This window comes from Atopobium sp. oral taxon 416 (assembly GCF_018128285.1).
Taxonomy (GTDB): domain Bacteria; phylum Actinomycetota; class Coriobacteriia; order Coriobacteriales; family Atopobiaceae; genus Olsenella_L.
This window is the reverse complement of the sequence record NZ_CP072380.1, coordinates 2,976,044-2,997,894: the sequence shown is the minus strand read 5'-3', so window position 1 is coordinate 2,997,894 and position 21,851 is coordinate 2,976,044. Positions and strand designations below refer to the sequence as shown.

The 21,851-nt window shown below is 54.5% G+C and carries 23 protein-coding genes and 2 pseudogenes; 16 read left to right on the top strand and 9 right to left on the bottom strand.

What is annotated here, in order from left to right:
- Positions 1–69: 69 nt before the first annotated feature.
- The 14 genes and pseudogenes from J4859_RS15820 to J4859_RS15760 all read left to right on the top strand — a co-directional run bounded on the left by J4859_RS15820 (position 70) and on the right by J4859_RS15760 (position 9,654).
- Complete coding sequence (locus J4859_RS15820; protein ID WP_212331477.1) at positions 70–672, top strand: hypothetical protein; 603 nt, start codon at positions 70–72, stop codon at positions 670–672.
- A gap of 9 nt (positions 673–681) precedes the next feature.
- Positions 682–1,233, top strand: a complete 552-nt coding sequence (locus tag J4859_RS17270) for a dihydroxyacetone kinase subunit DhaK (RefSeq protein WP_212331475.1) — start codon at positions 682–684, stop codon at positions 1,231–1,233.
- A 125-nt stretch (positions 1,234–1,358) separates the two neighbouring features.
- Positions 1,359–1,673 carry a dihydroxyacetone kinase subunit DhaK gene (locus J4859_RS17265; RefSeq protein ID WP_212335444.1) on the top strand — a complete coding sequence of 105 codons (315 nt, stop codon included), beginning with the start codon at positions 1,359–1,361 and terminating at the stop codon, positions 1,671–1,673.
- A 31-nt stretch (positions 1,674–1,704) separates the two neighbouring features.
- Entirely contained in the window at positions 1,705–1,920 is a 216-nt protein-coding gene (locus J4859_RS15805) for a hypothetical protein (protein WP_212331473.1), read from the top strand.
- 52 nt (positions 1,921–1,972) lie between these two features.
- The gene (locus J4859_RS15800; RefSeq protein WP_212331470.1) at positions 1,973–2,200 is read left to right on the top strand and encodes a DAK2 domain-containing protein; all 228 of its coding nucleotides are present in this window, start codon (positions 1,973–1,975) and stop codon (positions 2,198–2,200) included.
- Between the two features lie 233 nt (positions 2,201–2,433).
- On the top strand, positions 2,434–4,137 hold the full coding sequence (locus J4859_RS15795; RefSeq protein WP_212331466.1) for a dihydroxyacetone kinase family protein: 1,704 nt from the start codon (positions 2,434–2,436) through the stop codon (positions 4,135–4,137).
- Positions 4,138–4,619: 482 nt separating this feature from the next.
- A complete protein-coding gene (locus tag J4859_RS15790) occupies positions 4,620–5,156 on the top strand; it encodes a transposase (protein WP_371812101.1) in 537 nt (178 codons plus the stop codon).
- A 10-nt stretch (positions 5,157–5,166) separates the two neighbouring features.
- A complete protein-coding gene (locus J4859_RS15785) occupies positions 5,167–5,754 on the top strand; it encodes a transposase (protein WP_212331462.1) in 588 nt (195 codons plus the stop codon).
- A gap of 1,008 nt (positions 5,755–6,762) precedes the next feature.
- Positions 6,763–7,023: a hypothetical protein gene (locus J4859_RS15780; protein WP_212331460.1), complete on the top strand. Its 261-nt coding sequence runs from the start codon at positions 6,763–6,765 to the stop codon at positions 7,021–7,023.
- 472 nt (positions 7,024–7,495) lie between these two features.
- The gene (locus J4859_RS15775; RefSeq protein WP_212331458.1) at positions 7,496–7,747 is read left to right on the top strand and encodes a hypothetical protein; all 252 of its coding nucleotides are present in this window, start codon (positions 7,496–7,498) and stop codon (positions 7,745–7,747) included.
- Complete coding sequence (locus J4859_RS15770) at positions 7,747–7,986, top strand: hypothetical protein (protein WP_212331457.1); 240 nt, start codon at positions 7,747–7,749, stop codon at positions 7,984–7,986. Before J4859_RS15775 ends, J4859_RS15770 begins: the two co-directional genes overlap by 1 nt.
- Positions 7,971–8,522: pseudogene (locus J4859_RS18080) on the top strand (transposase); the annotation flags it as partial. The gene J4859_RS15770 and the pseudogene J4859_RS18080, both read left to right, overlap by 16 nt.
- A 46-nt stretch (positions 8,523–8,568) precedes the next feature.
- Positions 8,569–8,700, top strand: a complete 132-nt coding sequence (locus J4859_RS17260) for a hypothetical protein (RefSeq protein ID WP_256436774.1) — start codon at positions 8,569–8,571, stop codon at positions 8,698–8,700.
- Positions 8,701–8,949: 249 nt separating this feature from the next.
- Entirely contained in the window at positions 8,950–9,654 is a 705-nt protein-coding gene (locus J4859_RS15760; RefSeq protein ID WP_212331453.1) for a phosphatase PAP2 family protein, read from the top strand.
- A 45-nt stretch (positions 9,655–9,699) separates the two neighbouring features.
- Here the strand turns inward: J4859_RS15760 and J4859_RS15755 are convergent, their stop codons facing one another.
- The 5 genes from J4859_RS15755 to J4859_RS15735 form a co-directional block, all read right to left on the bottom strand.
- Positions 9,700–10,182, bottom strand: coding sequence for a metallophosphoesterase (locus J4859_RS15755; RefSeq protein WP_249113692.1), 483 nt, complete (start codon positions 10,180–10,182; stop codon positions 9,700–9,702).
- A 9-nt stretch (positions 10,183–10,191) separates the two neighbouring features.
- Positions 10,192–10,911, bottom strand: coding sequence for a LytTR family DNA-binding domain-containing protein (locus J4859_RS15750; protein ID WP_212331450.1), 720 nt, complete (start codon positions 10,909–10,911; stop codon positions 10,192–10,194).
- 108 nt (positions 10,912–11,019) lie between these two features.
- Positions 11,020–12,366, bottom strand: coding sequence for a sensor histidine kinase (locus J4859_RS15745; protein WP_212331447.1), 1,347 nt, complete (start codon positions 12,364–12,366; stop codon positions 11,020–11,022).
- Between the two features lie 4 nt (positions 12,367–12,370).
- A complete protein-coding gene (locus J4859_RS15740; protein WP_212331445.1) occupies positions 12,371–13,585 on the bottom strand; it encodes a hypothetical protein in 1,215 nt (404 codons plus the stop codon).
- On the bottom strand, positions 13,582–14,145 hold the full coding sequence (locus tag J4859_RS15735; protein WP_212331442.1) for a QueT transporter family protein: 564 nt from the start codon (positions 14,143–14,145) through the stop codon (positions 13,582–13,584). The genes J4859_RS15740 and J4859_RS15735 overlap by 4 nt, the downstream gene beginning before the upstream one ends.
- Before the next feature lie 1,006 nt (positions 14,146–15,151).
- Between J4859_RS15735 and J4859_RS18075 the strand changes: the two are divergent.
- A pseudogene (locus J4859_RS18075) lies at positions 15,152–15,319 on the top strand (hypothetical protein); the annotation flags it as partial.
- A gap of 473 nt (positions 15,320–15,792) precedes the next feature.
- Here the strand turns inward: J4859_RS18075 and J4859_RS15725 are convergent.
- From J4859_RS15725 to J4859_RS15715, 4 genes are all read right to left on the bottom strand, one after another.
- Positions 15,793–15,960 carry a hypothetical protein gene (locus J4859_RS15725; protein WP_212335462.1) on the bottom strand — a complete coding sequence of 56 codons (168 nt, stop codon included), beginning with the start codon at positions 15,958–15,960 and terminating at the stop codon, positions 15,793–15,795.
- 41 nt (positions 15,961–16,001) lie between these two features.
- Entirely contained in the window at positions 16,002–16,730 is a 729-nt protein-coding gene (locus J4859_RS16560; RefSeq protein WP_249113691.1) for an ABC transporter ATP-binding protein, read from the bottom strand.
- Positions 16,731–16,862: 132 nt separating this feature from the next.
- Positions 16,863–17,756 carry an ABC transporter ATP-binding protein gene (locus J4859_RS16555; protein WP_249113690.1) on the bottom strand — a complete coding sequence of 298 codons (894 nt, stop codon included), beginning with the start codon at positions 17,754–17,756 and terminating at the stop codon, positions 16,863–16,865.
- The gene (locus tag J4859_RS15715; protein WP_371812099.1) at positions 17,743–19,560 is read right to left on the bottom strand and encodes an ABC transporter ATP-binding protein; all 1,818 of its coding nucleotides are present in this window, start codon (positions 19,558–19,560) and stop codon (positions 17,743–17,745) included. The genes J4859_RS16555 and J4859_RS15715 overlap by 14 nt, the downstream gene beginning before the upstream one ends.
- 1,580 nt (positions 19,561–21,140) lie before the next feature.
- On the opposite strand from J4859_RS15715, the gene J4859_RS15710 reads away from it, so the two are divergent.
- A complete protein-coding gene (locus J4859_RS15710) occupies positions 21,141–21,845 on the top strand; it encodes an ABC transporter ATP-binding protein (RefSeq protein ID WP_212331437.1) in 705 nt (234 codons plus the stop codon).
- Positions 21,846–21,851 lie beyond the last annotated feature (6 nt).

Sequence of the window (21,851 nt, the reverse complement as noted above, 5' to 3'; positions counted from 1 at the left end):
TCCCTTGTGCGGGGGGGGAGACGGTTATATAGGAGGAGTCGCGGTATCCGTACTACTTGGAGTTAACGAGTGAGTAAGAAGAGGAGAAAGAAGAACGTTCCGTCTTCTCAACATTCCGGTTCTGGTAAGGCGCAGAAGAAGGACGGCTTTAGCCTTCCGGAGGTTAGCGAGACTAGGAATCCTGCTCCAATTACCGTTGGAGAGCGGGTCGTTACTTTCGTAGAACTTGCTGTTGTTTGTGTTATCTGGCTAATTGCTGCCTTCAGGTTCTTCCCTATCAAAGAGATGGTCGGGACATTTGCAATCGGAATCGTATATTTCATTGGTGTGTTCTCCATGTATGTGGTCCGAGCTGCACTGGAGGCAAGACGAAGGTATGGTAAGCGAGACAGAAAAAGGATTTTCTATTACAGCCAAATGGTTAAGGGCGATCAAAAGTGGTCACTCTACATAAGCCTCTCGTTCTTTGCGGCATCGATTTTTTTGCGCTGGATAGTGCCATCTCCAAACTTCAATATGGTAGGCATTGATATCGCAACATCCTTCTATCTGGGATACATCTGGACTGCCAAGTATAAAGGTGAGGAACCACTACCATACGAGTATATGGAGACAGTGTTTCTCATCCTTACCACGTTCACTAATTACATCGTCTATTTCTTTGGAAGATAGAGGCGGGCAATGAAGAAGATCATCAATACGCCCGAAGAATATGTAGATAAAATGCTTCAGGGCATTTATGCGTCACTCCCAGACAAGGTTAAATGCGCTGCAGATGATTTGCGTTGTTATTACACTGCACATAAGAAGCCTGGAAAAGCAACCATCATTACTGGTGGAGGTACTGGGTACCTGTCCCTCTTCCTGGGATATGTGGGTGATGGGCTAATTGATGATTGCGGCATAGGTGGTGTGTTCCAGTCACCGTTGGCAGAACAGATATACAACATTACAAAGGAGGTCGAGTTTGGAACTGTCATACCCTACCTTTACGGAAATTATACTAGCGACATCATGAACTTTGATATGGTATCCGAGATGCTTGAGATGGATGACATCGAGTGCAAGTCTCTTGTGGGTGCTGATGATGTTCTCTCTAATAAGAATCCTGAGGTGCGTCTCAGAGTTGCAGGTATCTACTTTATGTACAAGGCTGCCGGAGCGAAGACTGACGAAGGTGGGATCCTGGAGGAGGTATATGAGGCCACGAAGAAAGCCGGAGAGAGTGTTTGAACTGCCGGCCTTGCACTTACCCCGTGCATAGTCCCCGGAGTAGGTCATCCGAATTTCGGGCTCAAGGATGATGAGATGGCTTCAGTATGGGTATCCATGGCAAACCTGGTGTTTAGAATGGTCCGATTAAGACTGCCGATGAACTGGCGGAAGAGTCTGTTGGAGAAATTCTGGAGGATATACCCGTTAATTCAGGTGAAGAGGTAGCCTTTCTGATTAACGGCTTTGGCGCCTCGTCTGTCGAGGAGCTCTATATCCTCAATAATTCCGTGAGAAAGCAGCTTAACGATAAGGGGATAAATGTCTGGCGTCCATGGACGGGTGAGTATACGGCCTCAATGGAGATGGGTGGAGCTTCGATTTCCATCTACAAGGTCGATGACGAGCTCAAGGGCTATCTCGAGCACCCTATGGCCACTCCGTTTATCTGCCAGAAGTAGTGCTTTTTACAGAGTTAGGAGGCAGTAGATAATGGACAAACTCACAATTGACGATGTTCCCAAGATGTTTGATTATGTTGGCAAATTATTTGCTGACAAGAAGGATGAGCTCTGCCAAATGGGCGCTGTTATGGGTGAAGGCGATCTCGGTCTTACCAGGAGCAAGGGCTATGGTGCCTTAACAGGTTTCTTGCGCGAATTAGTTGGAGAGGGTAGCATAAAAAAATGCTCTTCAAGGGCGCTATGAAGATACAGAATACTGTGCCCTCTACGATGGAAACCCTCGTGTCATCTGGGTGATGCAGGCAGGCAAGGCTCTCAAGGGAAAACCTGAGGTTGCACCTTCGGTTATGGTGACGTACGTGGAAGCGTTTGCCGAGGGTATCAAGAAGCGCGGCAAGTGCGAGCTTGGGGACAGAACGATTCTCGATTCGGTAGATGTGGCAGCAGAGGGCGCACGGAGTCTGATTGATGCGAGCTTCCTTAAAGTAATGGATACTGCGGTCGATGGAGCAAAAAGGCTATGAAGCTATGAAAGAGATGCTCCCGAAGTTTTGGAAGGCGGCAGTGTACGTAGCGAAAGCCAAGGGAGGTACCGACTAAGGGACACTTGCTGGTCAACGTGTGCTGCAGGGGCTGCAGACCTATTTTGTGGAAGAGCAGTAATTGAAACTAGAGGAGTGTCTAAGAGCTTTATTTGATCCAATCGGCGGGGAGAGGCTCTCTCCGCTGCACCTCATAGAAAGGACGTGTAGTTTTCATGCTGTATAACGACCCAAAGAGTTTCAGGGAAGACATGCTGAAGGGTTACGTTGCTGCGTATCCTGAATATGTGACTCAAGTGCCTGGCGGTGTGGCTCGCGCTACGAAGATACCAACTGAAAAGGTTGCGATTATCAATGGGGGCGGATCAGGTCACTACCCAGCCTTCTGCGGAATTGTTGGCGATGGCTTTATGGATGGCACCGTGGTTGGAAATGTCTTTACGTCCCCATCTACAGAAGATGTCCTGGGTGTTGCGCACGCTGTTGAACATGGTACCGGCCTCTTTATCATTGGTGGTAACTATGCAGGCGACAAGATGAATTTCAACATGGCACGAGACCGCTTGAGAGAGCAAGGAGTCAACTGCCGCTCCTTCTACATCACTGATGACGTGAGTTCCGCATCACCAGAAGAAGCTTCGAAGAGGCGTGGAAACGTAGGTACATTTATGGTGTTCAAGGCGGCAGGTGCTGCTGCAGCGGCGGGTCTATCACTAGATGAGGTAGAGAGAGTTACAAAGAAGGCCAACGACCGGACGAGAACTATGTCAGTAGGCTTCCGTGGCTGCACGCTTCCTGGAGAGGATGCACCTCTGTTTCACGTGCCACACGGTCGTATGGAAGTTGGCCAAGGCATCCATGGAGAGCCTGGTGTTGGTGAGGCGGATCTTGAGAGTGCTGGTGGTGTTGCGCAGCTACTTGTTGATCGCGTTCTTGCTGAGGCACCAATAAATAACAACAAGAGGATAGCAGTCATTCTTGATGGTCTTGGCTCAACGAAGTATGAAGAGCTTTTCATTGTGTGGGGAACAGTCAGAGAGCTACTTGAGAGGAGAGGCTATACGCTCGTTCACCCGCTTGTCGGCGAGTACGTCACGTCTCTCGATATGGAGGGTATTGCGCTTGCAGTGGAATATCTCGACGATGAGTTGGAGAAGGCGTGGCTCGCACCATGCGACACTCCGTCGTATCGTCTTGGCGGGGGGACGATGTTATCTGGCACGCGCGTCACATATACCACGGGAATAGAAGATACAGTGGTGTTCAGCAAGGGGTCCGAGGCATCTGAGAAGGCTGCTGATTATGTAATTGACGCACTTGATCGTATGCGCACTGCAATCGTAGACGCCGAACAGGATTTGGCAAAAATTGATGGTGTTGCTGGTGACGGTGACCACGGCCGTGGAATGGTGAAGGGAACGACTTTCGCGGCTGAGGCGGCGGCTAAAGCGCATGATCGTGGAGCTGCTCTTGGATCAACTCTTCGCGAAGCAGGCCATGCATGGGCGGCAAAGGCGGGGGGCACTTCTGGAGTCTTGTGGGGCTCCGCTCTGGAGGCGGCGGGCGACTCGCTTGGCGACAACGCTAATTCATATGGAACGGTAGATGCTGCTAAGGCAGCACATGCCGCGTTGGATAAGATGGAGAGTCTAGGCGGCGCGCATCCGGGAGACAAGACCATGCTCGATGCGCTTGCTCCGTTTGTGGAAGAGCTTGATAGACAGGCAGAGAAGGGAACTTCTCTGAAGGATGCTTGGGGTGCCGCGTCGGCAGTTGCGCAAAAGGCAGCAGAGGCGACCAAGGATCTTCTTCCGAAGGTTGGGCGAGCACGGCCTGCTGCAGAACGTAGCTTTGGCACACCCGATGCGGGTGCCATCTCGATGGCGCTTTGTATGAAGGCAGTAATGCCCAAGGATTAGAGATGAGCCAATGGCTCGCTAGGGAAACGATGATTAATTCGCCTCGATGAGGTCACTGGGGCTGCACGCTGTATGACATCGGTTCAAAATGTCTCGAACCACACAGTGCCCATACTCACATAGATGCCTATCTGTCTTCTGGATATGGTATAGCTACATCCACACATTCCAGCATATCCAAAAAGACAGATATGGACAGATAGATGAGCTTTTAGGACCTTAAATCCTAAGGTCTAAGGAGAAAGACTGGGTGAGAGGCATCCCTGGAGCGGATGGATACAATCGTTGTGTGAGATAGCTGGATTGTTCTGGTAGATACCAGCTACCACTGACAGGCTCTTGTCAGGCATGTGCGCGCTGCAAAGACAAAGCTTTAGATAATATGAAGTGACCTCACATTAGTAGCAACGTGGATTTGCCGCTATACGATAGGTGTTTAACATAAAGTAAGCTGGTTTACCACATACAAAAGCAGATCACTAATGAATAGAGTACTCAAAATCGCAATGGATGTCCATAGTTCGAATTACACTTTGTGTGCAATGGAGCCTGTGGTTGGGGCAGAGGACAGGGTCTTCGCCAACATCCAGGTACCCCCTGATTATAAAAACGTTCTCCAATTTATTGAGAACCTTAAAAAGAAACTTGGCCTTACCGATACTTATTCTGTTGAATGCGGCTACGAAGCCGGATGTCTTGGATACTCCTTATACCATCAGCTAACGAACGCCGGTGTAAAATGCGTCATTCTTGCGCCGAGCACAATGCTAGCCCCTCAGGGCAAGCGGGTGAAGACGGATGCACGTGATGCCAACATGATCGCTCAGTGTCTTTGCTATGGCGGATATCTTGCGGTTCATGTTCCCACCGATAAGGATGACTCTGTAAAAGAATATCTTCGTATGAGGGATGACCACAAACTGGCACTCAAGAAGATCAAACAGCAGATCAATGCTTTCTGCCTGCGTCATGGCTTCTTCTATGATGGCAACAAATGGACAATCAAGCACTGGAACTAGCTGAAGACACTTGGAACTGGATGATCTGCTGCGCGAGACCCTCGACGAGTATCTGGCATCCTATAAGGAACACTCATCAAAGATCGAACGCTTCGACAAACGGATCGAGGAACTTGCTGGCGATGATGATTACAAGGAAAGTGTCAAAAAGCTTGGCTGTCTTCTCGGTATAAAGACTCATACGGCACCTTCACTGATTGTAGAAACCGGCGATTTCAGTCGTTTTGCCAAAGGCAATACCTATGCTGCATTCCTCGAGCTTGCGCCGGGAGAATCTTCCAGTGGAACAAAGATCCAACGTAGCGGAATTTCAAAAGCTGGCAACAGTCATCTTCGTACGCTTCTCATTGAAGGGGCAAAAGGAATCTGCAAGGGACAGATCAGACATAAATCCAAGGAACTGCGCTGCAGGCAGGACGGAAATACAGCTGATGTCATTGCATATGCTGACAGAGCAAACACAAGACTTCGAAGCAAGTATTACCGCATGATCCGCCATGGGAAAAAAAGAAATGTAGCGGTTGCTGCAGTTGCCAGGGAACTTGCCTGCTTTGTATGGGGAATGATGACAGGCACTATCGCTTTCAGAGAAGCCTAAAAGAAGGCAGCATGAGTAACATCTGGTCCATTTGTCTGTCAAGGGTGCTACGCACCGCTTACGCGGCAAGTCCTGTGACAGCTATCTGTCCATGATGTCTATGGGCAGCCAAGGCATAAATCCACAGGAATCTGCGGATTTATGCAGTAATAGACAAAGTAAATACCTGACAGCATCTGGAGGGAGCTGTGATCACTGTAAGGTTTAAGCCATCCGCGTCCATCCTATGTTGGCACTGGAAACAGAAATCCACGCTTTTAGATCGCAGAGCTCATGGCAAAACCATTAGCCTGTTGGTAGCCAATCCACGTATAACAGAGTGGCCACATGCCGGGAACTGTTAAATCAGAGCTCTTTCCAGATGCTGTCAGAGAAACACAAATGTGGCTAGCCAGGGGGGGAAATTTCCTGAAATTGCCTCTTGACAACGGTCACTTCATAACAGGATGTAGCCTGCTTTAGGTCATGTTCGCTCTCTTAAGACGAGGAAACCTAAGGATGCTATCCTGGATTGCCACTCCTGGCAGCGCTTCTGTGCACGCAGACCTCATGCAAGCGCAGGTGCCAGACACAACAACGAGCGCGAAGATGTGTCATAACCTTAAAGCGAGAGGAGTTCGGCAAGGCTATGCTTCACGATCTGAACTTAGAAGCTTGAAAAGGCAGGGATCACGGCGCGGGGTGGCTCCATGGTGGACGCGACCTTCACCTGGGCCCTAAAGCTTCACGAAGAACAAGGACCACACACGTAACCCTTAAGGCGCACCAGTCCAAGAAAGGGGGAGCCTGGCGTATCGGATACAAGGCACATATCGGTGTGGATGCCGCAGGCGGCCTTGTGCATGGTGTGGAGACGATCGCCTAGAATGTATCTGACATATCCTGTGGCACATACACTCATAAGGGAAGATGATAGGTTTTGCTGCGCAGACTTTAGGCTATATAGGTATAGCGAAGCGCCCTTAAGGACGCATAAAGACCCACACCTCTCATCTATGCGCTAAAGCGTTGCTAAGGAAGCCTTCGACTAGAGAGGGCCTTGCCTGTGCACTCTTCTCCGAGAAGGGCATCGAGTCCAGGAAGGCATCTGGCCACTCAAAGGTAGAGCATCCCTTCCTTATCGTGAAGCGGCGCTTCTGCCCCTTAAGGAAGCGCTACAGGAGGATAGAGAAGATGCCTGCACACTCGATGTCTGCTTCGCCCTTGCAAACCTTACCCATGTGCATCTCTGCCGGCAGGCTGCACCTCCCGGCTCTCAGCGTCGCTTGATCCGTCTTGGAGCCTTATTGCGGTGCATGGGGCAGGACGGCGGCTCCTGCACGTGCTGGATAGGTATCCTTCCCTGCCTTTCCCACATTCCGGCCTAGAAAAGTCGTGTGGTCGGTCCTCTCTGACACGTTATGGGACATTAATCATCGTTTCCCTAGGTTCTCTAACTCTTTGATTCCGCCCATTACAGTGAGAGCCAGCCCCTGGGGACTTCTTCGAGCTTTGGGGTTTTCGACAATGAGGTGCCTGCGGATTCCCTAACCTTGTAGATGGCCCTGAAAGGGGCTGCTGGCTAGCCTTTCCCGGACAGCCGTATGTCCCTGCCTCTCGCGAAGGCCCGGGAGGTGTTGCTGCTAAGGGATGGTGGTCTGTCTGAGAACGGCTGATAGGGATGTGCCACACGATAAGCAGGGTAGTGTGGATGTCGTCCCTCAGACACGCTGGCTAGCCGACCTAAGAGGAGATGACCACCATGGAGTGCAAGCAGAAAGACTGGTTCGGGCCACAGCGCTTCTATCTCGGGATAGATGTCAGGAGGCCATTTCACTGGGCAGTGAACCTGAAACTGGGTGGCACCATCGAGATCAGCTACAGGCAGGACAGGTGCCAGGAGAACATCGAGGCTCTGCTCGACGAGGCGGGAGAGGGCGCCCTGGTCAATTGTGGACCAGAAGAACAACATCGGCTCGCTTATCGTGTACAGGTGGTGCGCGAAAAGGATTAATGTTAGATACCTTCCCGGGGAAGGCGATGAAGTACGCCCGGGAGATGTTTCCCGGAACGGCCAAGAATGACCGAACAGATACCGAAGCCATCGCGCAGGCGGGGATCGGGATCAGGACGGCCATCAGGCCGATAGCCGAGACCGACGACCTCAGCACCTGCGTCTCGCTGCTGTCCTTACAGCTCTCATATGCCACGAGGCGCGCCGGCCCGCAACAGGCTCCATGCGGTGCTTCTTAAGTCCGACCCCGCCGCCGAGCCCGCAGGGGATCTCTCGAGCGCATGACAGCTCGGGGCCATGGCCGAATACGAGGGGCAAAGGGCCTTGCCGCTACAGGCAGGAGGTACTACTGCACGCTGTGCGCGAGGCATGGCGCCTGCGCCCAGGCAAGGGACACCTTCTGGAAGCTGTCCCACGCTCTTCTCCTCCCCATCCTTCCATCCCGATGCAAAGGACATGCTGGCAAGCAGCCTTGCCAGGGAGATCCTTGCGGCCAGCTCCGAGAGGGGCGGAGCTCTCCGCGGAGCTGGGGCGCCTGCTCCAGGACGATAAGACCTACCGCTGCCTGCTCACCATCTTGGGCATAGGGCCCAAGAGCGCCTCGGTCCTCGCCGCCTCGCTCTTCCTAAGAGACAGCAAGCTCGCCGCATACTGCGGCCTTACTCCCGCAGACCATGATTCCGGGTCGTCCATAAGGTCGCAGAAGAGCGCCCATAAAGGCAACAAGATCCTCAAGAACCTTCTCATATTCAGCTGCAACTCGCTCGTGGGGACGAAGAAGCGCTTCGGGAAGCACCACGATGCTTGGCCCCGCAAGGGGCATGAGGCACAACAAGGCGCTCAAGGCAGTGGTCCGCAAGAGGTCCCGGGTCATCTATGCAATGATGCGCGATGGAGTGCCGTATGTGGAGCCGCCGGCGGACGATGCAGAAAAGTCACCTGCTGTGGCTTGACAATTAGAAGGGCATCATAGGGACACCCCAGTTACCAGCTGCCTTATCGTATAGTGCAGAAGCAGTTTAAATCCACGGTAGAGCACGTAAAAAGATACTCTGACCACCTTATATGTGAGATGATAGAAGCGTTTTTGAGCAAGCAGCGCTGCAAACCTGTATATAGCTCAGAGACCTATCAGACCCCATACAAAGCACCTCGAGGGGTCGTGTGCACACAACGCATCGTGAGGAAGGAGCACCACACCCGTGAAAGCCTCCCCATCATCCGACACTTTTATCGAGATACTCAGGCGAAATAAGGCGTATATCTTCGCACTGATAGCACTCATGATCCTCTTCGCAATCCTCGAAGACCTCTTTACCGGGAACATCCTCCATATGGATGGAATAGCCTACAACCTCTTTGTCGTGAAACTGCGCCGCAGATGGCTCACTCCTTATATGGAACAGTTTTCCGATCTTGCCTCCCCTGTCATCCTGGGAGTGTTCTGTTTGATTGTCATTTCCCTCACTTCCGGGGAGAGACTGGGACGCTGCATTCTGATCAATCTGGTCTGCGCCGTAGCGTTGAATTTCATTCTCAAAGATATCATCCGGCGTCCCCGCCCGGAAGGTTTCCGCCTGATCAGCGAGGTCGGCTTTAGTTTCCCCTCAGGCCATTCAATGGTAGCGATGGCATTCTTTGGATTGATTGTCTGGATAATTTGGGTCTATCAGAAAAATAGGGCACTCAAGTATATCTCATGTGCCCTGCTGTGTTTTGTAATCGCAATGGTCGGCATCAGTCGTATCTATCTTGGTGTTCACTATGCCTCTGATGTGGTATCGGGCTTTTGCATCTCACTGCTCTGGCTCGTGTTCTATACTCACACGATCGCTCCATACTACATGGGTACGCACGTAACCCATGCTTTCAACAAGGAGGCACAACCGAAGCATATGAAAGCGTAAACAGGCTGCTCCAACCAAAGCGCGATGAATCAAGAAAGAGTGGCCTCACCATGAGAAGCCGATAGAGGCAGGATCCAAGTGGATAATCTTTGCATCCTGCACTTCTCCGCTATCCACGACAATCCATCCCATAGTCGGGCCATCTTCAGCGCGCGGGAAGGTTGGAGAACCAGGATTCATCACCAAAAGGCGCTTCTTGGATTGGTCGATAAAGGGTTTGTGCGTATGACCGCAGATCTCGATACCGCCGAGCTGGGGCATCAAACGCTCCCGATAGTGGCAGACCTGCCACAGCAATCCCCCATAGATGAAGTGAAGATTCTTCTTCACCTGAGGGGCAAAGGAAAAGCCGTAATCATTGTTACCGAGACAGAGCTTCAATAGGGCAATGTTTTCCAGTGTTTTGATATCCTCAGAGGAACAGATGTCTCCAGCATGCACGATCAGGTCGGCATGCTGGAGATGCTTAAGCAAATCTTTACTGAGAAAGCCGTGTGTATCGGATACGACTGCGACCTGTTTTGCCACAATGATCCCTTAGAGTCCGAGTGCGTGTTTCAACTGCACAACACGTCTGCGTGAAACAGAGATCTTCTTGTCGGTGATGCCATTGACTCCGAGCTGCAGAATACCGCTCGGCAGCACCTCAACGTCCTCCACGTACTGGAGGTTCACGATATAACCTCTATGGACACGGAAGAATCCGTGCGGGATAAGCTCCTTCTCTAAGCGGGCAAGGGAGATTGTAGAGAGATAGCGATCGGTGTCCGTGTATATACAGGAGTAATCGTCCTTGGCCTCAATGTAGCGGATGCGGTCAATTGGCACGAGGACTTTACGCCCACCTTTTTCGACCGGGATGCGCTCAATGGAGGCTCGCTTCTGCTGCTCCGGCTTGATGTGCGCCTGCACCTTGTCGAGCGCCTGATTGAGGCGGTCGGTCTCGACCGGCTTCATCAGATAGTCCACCGCGTTCACATCAAAGGCTTCAAGTGCATACTCGCTGTAAGCTGTGACAAAGACAACCGCAGGGGGATTTCTCAGTTTATGCAGGGCTTCTGCCAATTGCATGCCAGAGGTTTTCGGCATTGAGATGTCCATAAACATGACGTCCGGACGTCCCTCCATCAGCTTCTCAACAGCCTCCCGGGCACTGCCAGCTTCAGTGATTTGGTCAACGCGACCGGTCTGTCGAAGAAGATATCTAAGCTCCGAGCGTGCAGGTACCTCGTCGTCCACAATCATAGCGCGCAACATTGGTGAAAAGACCTCCTTGATACTTTGAACGCCCTATCAAGTTTACCTATATTTTTAAAGGTTTAACGGCCTGTAGGTGAAAGCCTTCATCACACAGCATCATAACCGCTACTGCTTTGATAAATCAAGCGTCTTGGCAACCCCTGCAAGGCGCAGCGCTACCTGTGTGCCCCTGTCGACCTGGCTCACGACCTCTAATCCGGAACCAGGACCGAAGAACCGCTTCACACGCTCCCCCACATTGTGCAGGGCCATCCCACTTCCGTGCTCACCTGATCTGTGCTCCATAGGGTGGTACTCGACGAGGCACTTCCTCGTCTCCTCATCCATACCGACACCATCATCCGTCACGGCGATCAGTACGTCGTCCCCGTCAACCACCGCATGGATATCGATGCGGATCGGTCCCTCGTCGCGCATTCCGTGGCGCACCGCGTTCTCGACGATCGGCTGGATGATGAAGCCGGGAACCATTAGGTTCTCAAGGCCGGGCTGGATATGCTCAGTCTCCACGATCCGGTCTTTTCCGAAGCGCGCATATTCAAAGGTGAGATAGCGCCGGGTCTGCTCAAGCTCCCGGGAAAGCGGGATGAGCTGTTGTGAGCTCTCCAGGGTCTGCCGGTAGAAGGAAGCGAACTCACGGAGCAGTTCGCGTGCCTGCATCGGGTCAGTGCGGATCAGCGCCGCAATCGTATTGAGCGTATTGAACAGGAAGTGCGGGTTAATCTGCGCCTGCAGCGCCTTGACCTCCGCGCGGGCCGTGAGCTCTGCCTGCAGGTCCAGCTCATAGGAGGTGAGCTGTGTAGAGAGCAGGTTGGCAAGACCGCGGGCAATCGCGATCTGCGTCCGGTCGATGTCTGAGCCATGCTTGAAGTAGAAGATGATAGCGCCGACGCTCTTCTTTTGGACCGTTAGCGGAGCGATGATGCCCGTCGTCATAATCTCATGCTTGGTATTCGAATCGGTCTTTTTGTTTTGGAGCTGCAGTATCTCAGGACGGGAATACTGGAACGTCTGCAATTTATTGGTCTGCAGCACGTTCTTCGTATACTCCCCGATCGGTGATCCTGAGGTCACTGACCCCGCATTCTCCCCCACATAGGCCAAGACCCTCTTGGTATCGGTCATGGAGATCGCATCAGCGTGAGTCTCGGGGAGCAGGAGCTTGCAGACCGCAAGGCAGCTGTCAGGCGTCAGGCCGTTACGCATATGGTCAAGGGTGCTCGAAGCGATCCGTAAGGTTCGCTCGGTCGCCCGTGACTGCAGCGTCTCAGGGTAGACCAAGGAGAAGCTGCCTACGACGATAACGACAGCAAGGGCGGCACCGATGATACCGGTGATGATGCTACTTTCGGAAGCGATGCCCCATCCCAACACGATCATCAACGTGACGCTCACTAACAGCAGCACAAGGAGACTGAAGATCGCAACAGTATTATTTCTCTGATCCTCCATGCACCTATTCGTCGCCCCCAGTAAGGTTTTGGCTCTGCATGATCATCTGCTCAATGTCTGTTCTGCTCCACAGCGATGCCATGATCCTCGGCCAGAAAGTCTGGAACTGCAGGTAGCTTTGCGCATGCCTTCGAGCCCAACGGCGTGCCTCAAAGCGTCCGGACGCCCAAATGGTGAAATAAGTAAAGTGCTCACGGTCCACGAGCGCATGTCTGAAGGAAGTCTTCTTGATGCGCTCAAACACCTCTTGGGACAGCCAGGGCGCCGGATAGGGCTCCAGCGATTGACGGGTGATAATGTGCAGGTCACGTTGGGTGTTGGAGAATCTCACCTTCTCATATTCATAGCTCCACCGATAGACGTCCTGAAGGAACCGTGAGGCCGCAGAGGTCGTCTCAGGTGGATTGTGCTTCACATACCACTGGTTGTCGAACCACACCTCACGCCCGTGCATCCGCATGTTGATCAGATAGTCCATATCCTCACCGCGGGTGATGTAGGGATCGAATGCGATACGGGAAAAGGCGTTGGCGTGCAGCGCGAAGCAGCCTCCACACACATACTGGGAGTGTGAAATCCTCGTAGACTCCTGCGCGATGTGCATCCACTCATTGAACTCTGAGCGCTTAGCCCAATATTTATCGGCCCACCGGGGATGCTCCACATCCGCATAGCAGGAACCATTCGTATCAAGAAAATAGCCCGACTTAGCATCAATCGGCAGATCCTGCCGATTCACATTCCCAAGACCGTAGACTGCATCGATCAGAAAGTTCTCATCGACCGCCGTCTCATCGTCGTCCATAAAGACCGCGATGTCGTACCCCAGCACTGCGGCGACCACCAATCCCATATTGCGGATAGCGCCGTAACCGCGCAGGGAGACCGGCTCCCCACTCACATCAGGGGCAATATCACTGACAGCATCTTTAATATAGCGTCCCTCCGCTGACCCTATGACCAGTGGGCTGAGGTTGGGATGCTCCCGGCAGATAGCGTCAACCCGTGCCCGCGCCTGCTTCTCATAGTCCCGATCCACGACGAGCAGGATAATGACCCTCAGAACCCCACGCACCTGTTCAAGTGAGATGAGACAGGTTTCCAGATCAGGGTTTTGGGCGTCGAGTGGGGTTGTATGGTCGTAAGCACCCACTTTCCGTTTCGCCTGCTTTTCGCGTGTCTGAGCCCAATACGTTGGAATAATGATTGCGGGTTTCAAACTTTTGGGCCCCTTTCTGCACCTGTAGGGGTTGAACGCAATCGATCAGAAAGCGATGTCTTTGCAAGAGCATGGTAGAGCGGCATCCCTAAGGCATACATCACGACTGCCTCGCCGATGCCTACAGTCATAGCACCAAACAGATAGACCAGAATATAGGATTCGCTCAGTGAGATTGAAGTGAAGGGGATCGTCGTGAATCCCAGAGCAGTCAGCATCAGCGGTAAATACGCCGGTACGATCAACGCATTGAACAAGACCGGTCCCACCAGTGCCAGTTTCGGTTTATCGTGGAAATGCCAGGTAAAGGTAGCCCCTAATAAGGTGGCAAGCGACCCGAAGACCACATCGAGCAGCCCCAAGGTACCAGTTCCTGACAACGCGATATTTACAATGTTGGCAAGTGCGCACCCCAGTGTGAGTCCGGGGATAGCGTCAGGAGTAAAGAGCGCGAGCACGCACAGCGCCTCAGAGAGCCTGAATTGGATCGGCCCCCACGCAAGGCCACTTAAAAAGAGTGTAACAATCAGAGTGAGTGCGGCATAGGTAGCCGCTATCATCCCAACGCGTGAGATGTGTTGAGTACGCGCTGGTATGTGTTGCGATGTAGCGTTGCGTCCAGTCACGCCAGGACCTCCTCCGTGCTTAAGTTCATAGTTTAGTGTACCGTATCTGCATCTATCAGATAGTAGCAGGCATTAATCTGTATCATTCCCTAACATTTTGGTTCAATCCTAAAAGCTGTGGGCCGATGCCCGAAGCGCAGTGCGCACAAAGACAGAGAAACGGCCCTCCTCTAGACGATATGACCCGAACCCACAGAGCGGGGAGGATCTGCCGCCTGAGTTGAAGCAGGGCCTCTCAAGGCCCAGAATGATTGCTGCTGCAGCAACGAGAACCGGAAGGCCCCTATGGGCAAGACTACCATCAGCAAGGCAGGCATGAGGACGGCATTTAGGATCGACAGCCATTCGAGGATGACGTCGCTGTGCGCCCTCATCCTTAAGATAGGAGAGACTGCGCTCCTTCCGCAGCGACCCGTATTCTGACATCGGGGCATGGACGGCGCAGGAGTGCTTCTGAAAGCCTGCCATCGGCGTCTTGCGAGGCAGGCTGCACGAGACTTGTCCCTGCACGGATACTCAACGACTAAGGATGTAAAGGTCGTGAGCATAGCGCCCTCAAGGATGTCCACCTGCTGGCCTACTCCCGCACGAGGGAAAACGACAGGAACGACTCCATGAGGCTCACAAGACATGGCAAGGGCAGACAAGCTTTACAGGGTGTGGGTGCCCACACAGGAGATAGCAGAGCTAAAGGGACGCGGTGTGTGCCCTTAAGGACCTCAAGGAACAGCAGAAGAAGGCACATCAGCGCGTGCTCGCCCTGCTTGCCGCCACGGGATCGTCTGGGTGGAGAGGACGCCCGCAGACAGGCAAAAAGAGGCTTTGGGGAGTCGACTTCTGGGCATGGCTGCGTGCCTGCGCCCTTGTCAATCCAGGCTCGCAAGCGACGCTTCTTGCCGACATTCGGGCTGCGAAGTCCGCAGACGAGCAGTACGGCGCGATGATGGAGAGGGTGCATCCCCTTGCATCCACGTGCACGCTCGCCCCTGCCCTTAAGGTGCTCCTATACCTTAAGGGAGTAGGCTTCAGGTGCGCCTTTACCTTCTGCGCAAAGATGTGTGACTTTTCCAGGTTCTGTTCGGGGAGGAGGGTCACATCCTGGCTGGGGCTCTCCCCGTCGCAGTCGTCAAGCGCCGCCTCCCACAGGATGGCAGGCATATCGAAGCGGCCCCAGGCTGCTGAGGGCGCTCCTTATGGGATGTGCCTGGGCGTGCGCAAGGGCAAGGCCTACTTTTTCGAAGAGCTGTCCTGCGTCGGTGGATCTACACATCAGGGAGCGTGCACGGCTGCTCTCGGAGGAGGCAGTTGCTCGAGAGGGACGTCTTACCCTGCAAGGCTAATGCCGCCACAGCAGCCGAGCTGGGAAGGTTCATGCTCTTCATCGGCCAGCAGGTACAGAAGCGGGCCTCAACCCAGGCTGCATAGCGCCACGCCGCCATCCATCCGCTCCCTTCGTTGCCTTCCCTTGCCAATCTCCACGAAAGCCCTGAATGCCGCTGTGTGCGTGAGACTCAAGGCGGCAGGGACGCCCGCATGTCTCATATACAGGATGCGTCCGCAGCGGAATTCGTCGAATATCCTTCATCCCTGCAGTTCAGGAAGCCTTGTAGGCGCCTGTTTCGCGACTGCATTGCCACTTGACAGGGGTTTGGGACATATGAGGACCATGAACACGAAACGCATCACGATAATCACCGCATCACGGGCGGGCAGCCTCCCGGTCTGGCTCAAAACTTGTACCACAACCATCGCTTCCTTTCGGAAGAACTGTTGTCGCTCGTTCTACAAATTCAATTGTGCTTCAGGCTCCAGCTCGCACTCGCCGACTGCAGCGCGCACATCCGGGCGAATATACCGTCCTTGCGTGCACGCAGGTCACGCGGAGAACCTTCCTCTACCACCCTGCCCCGGGACAACACCACCACCTTGTCGGCGTTTTCGACGGTCCGCATGCGATGCGCGATGACCAGCACGGTCTTGCCCGCCAGCAGGCGGGACAGCGCATCCTGCACCTGGGTCTCGTTTTCGGCATCCAAGCTCGCAGTCGCTTCATCGAGCACGATGATGGGCGCGTTCTTTAGCAGGGCGCGGGCGATGGAGATGCGCTGGCGCTCCCCGCCCGACAGCCGCGCCCCATTTTCGCCGATAGGCGTGCCGTATCCCTGGGGCAGGTTCTGCACAAACTCGTCGCAGTCGGCTGCAGCTGCAGCCGCAAGCGTCTCCGCATCCGTGGCACCATGCCTTCCCAGGCGGATGTTCTCTATGACCGTGTCATCAAACAGCGTGACGTCCTGGAACACCATCGAGTAATCGCCCAGCAGCACCTCGGGATCGGCCGTGGAGATATCCACGCCTCCCACCGTGATGGTCCCCTCCGATGTTTCCAGCAAGCGCGCGGCCAAGCGGGCGCAGGTGCTCTTGCCGGAACCCGAAGGCCCGACAAGTGCTGTCACCTCGCCCTCCCGAGCCGTGAAGCTTACATCGTGCAGCACCTGCTCGTCGTCGTAGGAAAAGCCCACGTCCTTGAATGCGATGTCATGACCCTGAGGGTCGAACGTGCTCGTGCCCGTCGCCGTGGGGGTATCGTAGATTTCCGTGAGCCTGCGGGCAAAAACCTCGGAGTAGAAGACCTCGCCGATGAGTGCGAGTGCTTAGTCGAAGGGCGCATAGATGCGGGTGACCACCAGCAGGAACAGGAACAGCATCATGAAGCCGACCTGGCCGGAGACGATCAGGTATGCCCCGGTCAGAAGCGTGGTGGCCACGCCCAAGCGCATGACCACGCTCGCCCCGTTCATGAAAAGCCCCGCTGCCAGCTCGCCTTTGACCATAGCCCGTTCATGCGCATCGATCTTGTCGTCCAAGGCAGCAAGGACGCACTGCTCCTGGTTGGTCGAACGAATCTCGCGCACGTTCTCCAATGCTTCCTGGATGCCGTCGGACACTTCCAGAGCCGCGGCCCGCGTACGGGCGGAATTGCGCTCGATCAGCCTGCGCCCCGCAAACAGGAGCGCAAAGGCAACCGGCACTCCCCACAGGCAGGCGATCGCCAGGCGCCAGTCCATGACAAGCAGCACGACCGCAATGATGACCGTCGAGATGATGGCGCCGTACAGATAGCCCAGCACATGCGACCACACATGCTCCATCCGATTCACGTCGCCCATGATCGTCTCGGTCAAATCGGCCAAGTCCCGCCGGCTGAAGAAGCTCAGCGGCAGCTTGCGCAACTGCTCGGCCAAGCCGATGCGCACGTTCTTCACCTCGTCGTAGACCAGACCGTATGTCGCCCGATACTGCTGGGAATGCACCGCAAACGATACGACGAGGAACACGATCGTGCAGAGGGTGAGCACGAGCACCCCGAGCGGAGGCAACCCCGCCGCCAGCGTGTCCATCAGCTGGCCCATGACCAGATAGAGGATGCCCACGCCGCCCATGACTACCAGGTTCACCACCACGGTCCACAGCGTTCCCTTCTTGACCATGGCCACGCCTTTGTCGGAAAGCGCGAACTTGCGCTGGAAGGCGCTATCGAACAGCATTCGATTCCTCCGCTTCATCAGTTGAGATCTGCCATTTCGCAGCCCGGTTGTAGTCGCACCACATCCGAGCATACAAGCCGTCTGCAGCAACCAGCTCATCGTGCGTTCCCTCTTCGGCAACGACGCCGGAATCGAGCACGATGATCTTATCGGCACCGACCACCGTCGACAGCCGATGGGCGATCATGATCACGGTGCGATCGGCCATGAGCGTAGAGAACGCCTTCTGTATGAGCACCTCGTTCTCAGGGTCGGCAAACGCCGTCGCCTCATCGAGCACCACGATGGGCGCATCCTTCAGCAACGCCCGCGACAAGGCGATGCGCTGCTGCTCGCCCCCAGAAAGGTAGGTGCCCTTCGACCCGATTTCCGTATCCACGCCCTGCGGAAGGCGGGCGATGATGTCATCGCACTGGGCAGCGGAAAGCGCCGCCACCACCTCTTCGCGCGTGGCATCGGGGCGGGCGGCACGCACGTTCTCCAAAATCGTTGTCTTGAACAGACGGTTTTCCTGAAATACGAAGGCAATCTGATCCATGAGCACGTGGGGGTCTACCTTGCGCACGTCGACTCCCCCTACTTCCACCACGCCGTCCGTCGCGTCCCAGAAACGCGGAATCAAACTTGCCGCCGTGGTCTTCCCGCTGCCGCTGGGGCCGACCAGGGCCACCGTCTGTCCAGGCTCGACTGCAAACGAAACATGGCGAAGCGCCGGCGTCGTGGCGCCCTCGTAGGTAAAGCTCACATCCTTGAACGCAACCCGGTTCCCCTGCGGCGTTTCGGGATGGGGATCGACGGCAAGCGTCGGCGCCTCCATGATCGGGCGGATGAGATCCAGCGCCGTATCGGCAAGCATCATGCCGCCAGCAGCAAACATGATCCGCGCTAGCGCCGTCGAGATAACCGCCGAGAACACCGCATAGAAGGCGAGGTTGGCCATGAAGACCGCGAAGTTTCCGGCAGAAAGCGCTGCCGGCGCAAGAATCAACGCGACGGGAACCAGAAAGGCGAACGCACTTTCGGCGAATGTCAGGTTGAGGGATTGCGGCGCGCGGCAGACTTCCCCTTCGTAACGGCTCGCCTTTGCGCTGTAATCGTCGATGGCCTCCTTGAAGGCCCGGAACGAATAGACCGTTTGCTGGAACACCTTCACCACGGGAATGCCGCGGACATATTCCGTACCTGCCTTGCTCATGCGGTCCTGCGCAGCTTGATATGCCGCCATGAGCTCGGCGTTCTTACCGCCCATCATCGAGCCCATCGCCGCTATGGATATCACGACGGCAACCAGGCACGCAGCGCCCATGCGCCAATCGAACACAAACATGAACACGAGCAGGGCGATCGACATCGTCGCAGCGCCCACGACATCGGCCAGATTGTGTGCAAGCAGCGTTTCGGTATCGGCAGCAGCCCCGTCCAGACGATTTCGAATAAGACCCGTCGCATTGGTGTCGAAGTAGCCGAGTGGAGCGTTCATCAAACGGGCCATGCCCTGTTTGCGGATATTTGAGGCAGTGCGAAACGCCGCCAGGTGCGTACACATGAGCGCAACGAAATAGACGAGGATTCCCACTGCCGCGAAGAATAAGGCCGCCCATCCATAAACAGCAATGCCGCTTGCCCTTCCCCAATCGGGGGCAACGGCAACAAGGTCGCGCACCGCAAGCCAGATACATATATAAGGCACCATGCTCAAAACCATGGCGACCGCAGAAAGCGCAAGCCCCACGAAGGTCAAACCTCCACGTTTGCCTGCGAAACGAAGCAGCGTATGCAGATCCCCCTGTTTCTTATCCCCCATGCACATCCTCCATAAGTTTTGCTTGGATAGAAGAGTATTCTATAGCTAACTTTTTAAAAATCCAGTAGTTCTGTAGATTTTTCTTGCTTCGCTGCACTGAAGGAATCTACCTGGTGGGGAGAAATGATGATTGGAGCGGCATCGGCACAGCAAGCGCGCTCACACAGGCTAAATTGGCTAAGCTTATTCGACATGAAGGGGCGCTTGCTACCGAAAGCCCATATCCGATGGTGTCCCTATCCTAGCCCCCATCCCTCCCGTCTAGGGAAACGATGATTAATGCCCCATAACGTGTTAAAGGGGACCGACTACACGACTTTTCTGGGCCGGTATGCGGGAAAGGCAGGGAAGGATGCTCATCCAGCACGTGCAGGAGCCGCCATCCTTACATTTGTCCTGCCGCATGCACCGCAATAAGGCTCCAAGATGGATCAAGCGACGCTGAGAGCCGGGAGGTGCAGCCTGCCGGCAAAAGATACACATGGGTAAGGTTTGCAAGGGCGAGAAAGACTTGAGTGTGCAGGCATCTTCTCTATCCTTCTGTAGCGCTTCCTTAAGGGGCAGAAGCGCCACTTCACGATAAGGAAGGGATGCTCTACCTTTGAGCGACCGGATGCCTTCCTGGACTCGATGCCTTTCTCGGACAAGAGTGCACAGGCAAGGTCCTTTATGGTCGAAGGCTTCCTTAGCAACGCTTTAGCGCATAGATGAGAGGTGTGGGTCTTTATGTGTCCTTAAGGGCGCTTCGCTATACCGGTATAGCCGGAATCTGCATAGCAGAACCTGTCATACTCCCTTACAAGTACGTGTGCCACAGGATATGTCAGATACATTCTAGGCGATCGTCTCCACACCATGCACAAGGCCACCTTCGACGTCCACGCCGATATGCGCCTTGTATCCGATACGCCAGGCCCCCCTTTCTTGGACTGGTGCGCTTTAAGGGTCGCGCGTGGTCTTTGTTCTTCGTTAAGCTTTAGGGCCCAGGTGAAGGTCACATCCACTATGGGGCCACCCCGCGCCATGATCCCTGCCTTTTCGAGCTCTAAGTTCAGGTCGTGAAGCACAAGCCTTGCCGAACTCCTCTCGCTTTAAGGCTATGGCGCATCTTCGCAAGTGTCGTTGCATCTGGTACCTGCGCCTGCATGAGGTCCACGTGCACAGAAGCGCTGCCAGGAGTGGCAATCCAGGATAGCATCTTTAGGTTTACTCGTCTTAAGAGAGCAAACATAACCTAAAGCAGATACATCCTAAGCTTCGTCTCTGTAGCGCGCACATACCTGCCACGCGCCTGTCCGTGGTAGCTGGTATCTACCAGAACAATCCAGCTATCCCACACAACGATTGCACCCATCCGCTCCAGGTGTGCCTCCCGTCGGGTCTTTCTCCTCAGGCCCTAGAGTTTAAGGTCGGCAGATTGTCAGTTTACGCTAACTTCCCGATATGTTAATCTTATCTAACTGACAGAGGTTGGGAGAGGGGCTGACATGTTGGCATCCCTACCCGCCAGATTCTGCATTGTATCTGAAAGCATTCGATACTCAGCTCTCAAATGCAATAGCTAAAAGATAGGAACTATCATGGACGACTTTCTGAGGGTGCGGGATCTCCGAAAAGGCTATGGGGAAAGCGGATCGCGCGTCGAGGTTCTTGAGGGGATCGACGTCGATGTTGGTACCGGCGAGCTGTGCGCTCTGTTGGGGCCCTCCGGCTCGGGCAAGTCAACATTTCTCAACCTGGTAGGCGGGCTTGAGCAGCCCGACGGCGGCACGATCGAAGTTGGCGGCGTCAACCTTACTGAGCTTTCAGGTCGAGGGCTTGACGATTACCGGCGCGAATCGCTCGGCTTCGTCTTCCAATTCTACAACCTTGTCGAAGACCTCACCATCCGCGAGAACATCGAGGTGTGCGCTTATCTGTCTCGTGACCCACTCGATGTTGACGAGCTGCTTCATTCGCTGGGCCTGTGGGGTCATCGCGACAAGTTCCCCACACAGGTCTCCGGTGGTCAACAGCAACGCTGTTCCATCGGGCGTGCACTGGTGAAGAAGCCCCGTCTGCTGCTCTGCGACGAGCCGACGGGCGCTTTGGACTACGAAACCTCGAAGGAAATACTCGCCTTCATTGAGCAGGTCTGTCATGACCATGGGTGCACGACCATCATCGTCACCCATAACAACGCTATCGGCCAGATGGCGACGCGACGGCTTAAGTTGCGCGAAGGGGTGCTTGTCGGGAACGAGATCAATGCCGATCCCGTTCCCGCCGCCCAGCTCGAATGGTAGGAGGCC

Bases quoted from the DNA above. Each gene is read 5' to 3' on its own strand.
- J4859_RS15710 (WP_212331437.1), top strand. From the start codon at position 21,141: ATGGACGACTTTCTGAGGGTGCGGGATCTCCGAAAAGGCTATGGGGAA.
- J4859_RS15725 (WP_212335462.1), bottom strand. From the start codon at position 15,960: ATGGTTGTGGTACAAGTTTTGAGCCAGACCGGGAGGCTGCCCGCCCGT.
- J4859_RS15805 (WP_212331473.1), top strand. From the start codon at position 1,705: ATGGACAAACTCACAATTGACGATGTTCCCAAGATGTTTGATTATGTT.
- J4859_RS15800 (WP_212331470.1), top strand. From the start codon at position 1,973: ATGCAGGCAGGCAAGGCTCTCAAGGGAAAACCTGAGGTTGCACCTTCG.
- J4859_RS15775 (WP_212331458.1), top strand. From the start codon at position 7,496: ATGGAGTGCAAGCAGAAAGACTGGTTCGGGCCACAGCGCTTCTATCTC.
- J4859_RS17270 (WP_212331475.1), top strand. From the start codon at position 682: ATGAAGAAGATCATCAATACGCCCGAAGAATATGTAGATAAAATGCTT.
- J4859_RS15745 (WP_212331447.1), bottom strand. From the start codon at position 12,366: ATGGAGGATCAGAGAAATAATACTGTTGCGATCTTCAGTCTCCTTGTG.
- J4859_RS15715 (WP_371812099.1), bottom strand. From the start codon at position 19,560: ATGGGGGATAAGAAACAGGGGGATCTGCATACGCTGCTTCGTTTCGCA.
- J4859_RS15795 (WP_212331466.1), top strand. From the start codon at position 2,434: ATGCTGTATAACGACCCAAAGAGTTTCAGGGAAGACATGCTGAAGGGT.
- J4859_RS16555 (WP_249113690.1), bottom strand. From the start codon at position 17,756: ATGCTGTTCGATAGCGCCTTCCAGCGCAAGTTCGCGCTTTCCGACAAA.
- J4859_RS15750 (WP_212331450.1), bottom strand. From the start codon at position 10,911: ATGTTGCGCGCTATGATTGTGGACGACGAGGTACCTGCACGCTCGGAG.
- J4859_RS15770 (WP_212331457.1), top strand. From the start codon at position 7,747: ATGTTAGATACCTTCCCGGGGAAGGCGATGAAGTACGCCCGGGAGATG.
- J4859_RS15735 (WP_212331442.1), bottom strand. From the start codon at position 14,145: ATGATAGCGGCTACCTATGCCGCACTCACTCTGATTGTTACACTCTTT.
- J4859_RS15790 (WP_371812101.1), top strand. From the start codon at position 4,620: ATGAATAGAGTACTCAAAATCGCAATGGATGTCCATAGTTCGAATTAC.
- J4859_RS17260 (WP_256436774.1), top strand. From the start codon at position 8,569: ATGAGGCACAACAAGGCGCTCAAGGCAGTGGTCCGCAAGAGGTCCCGG.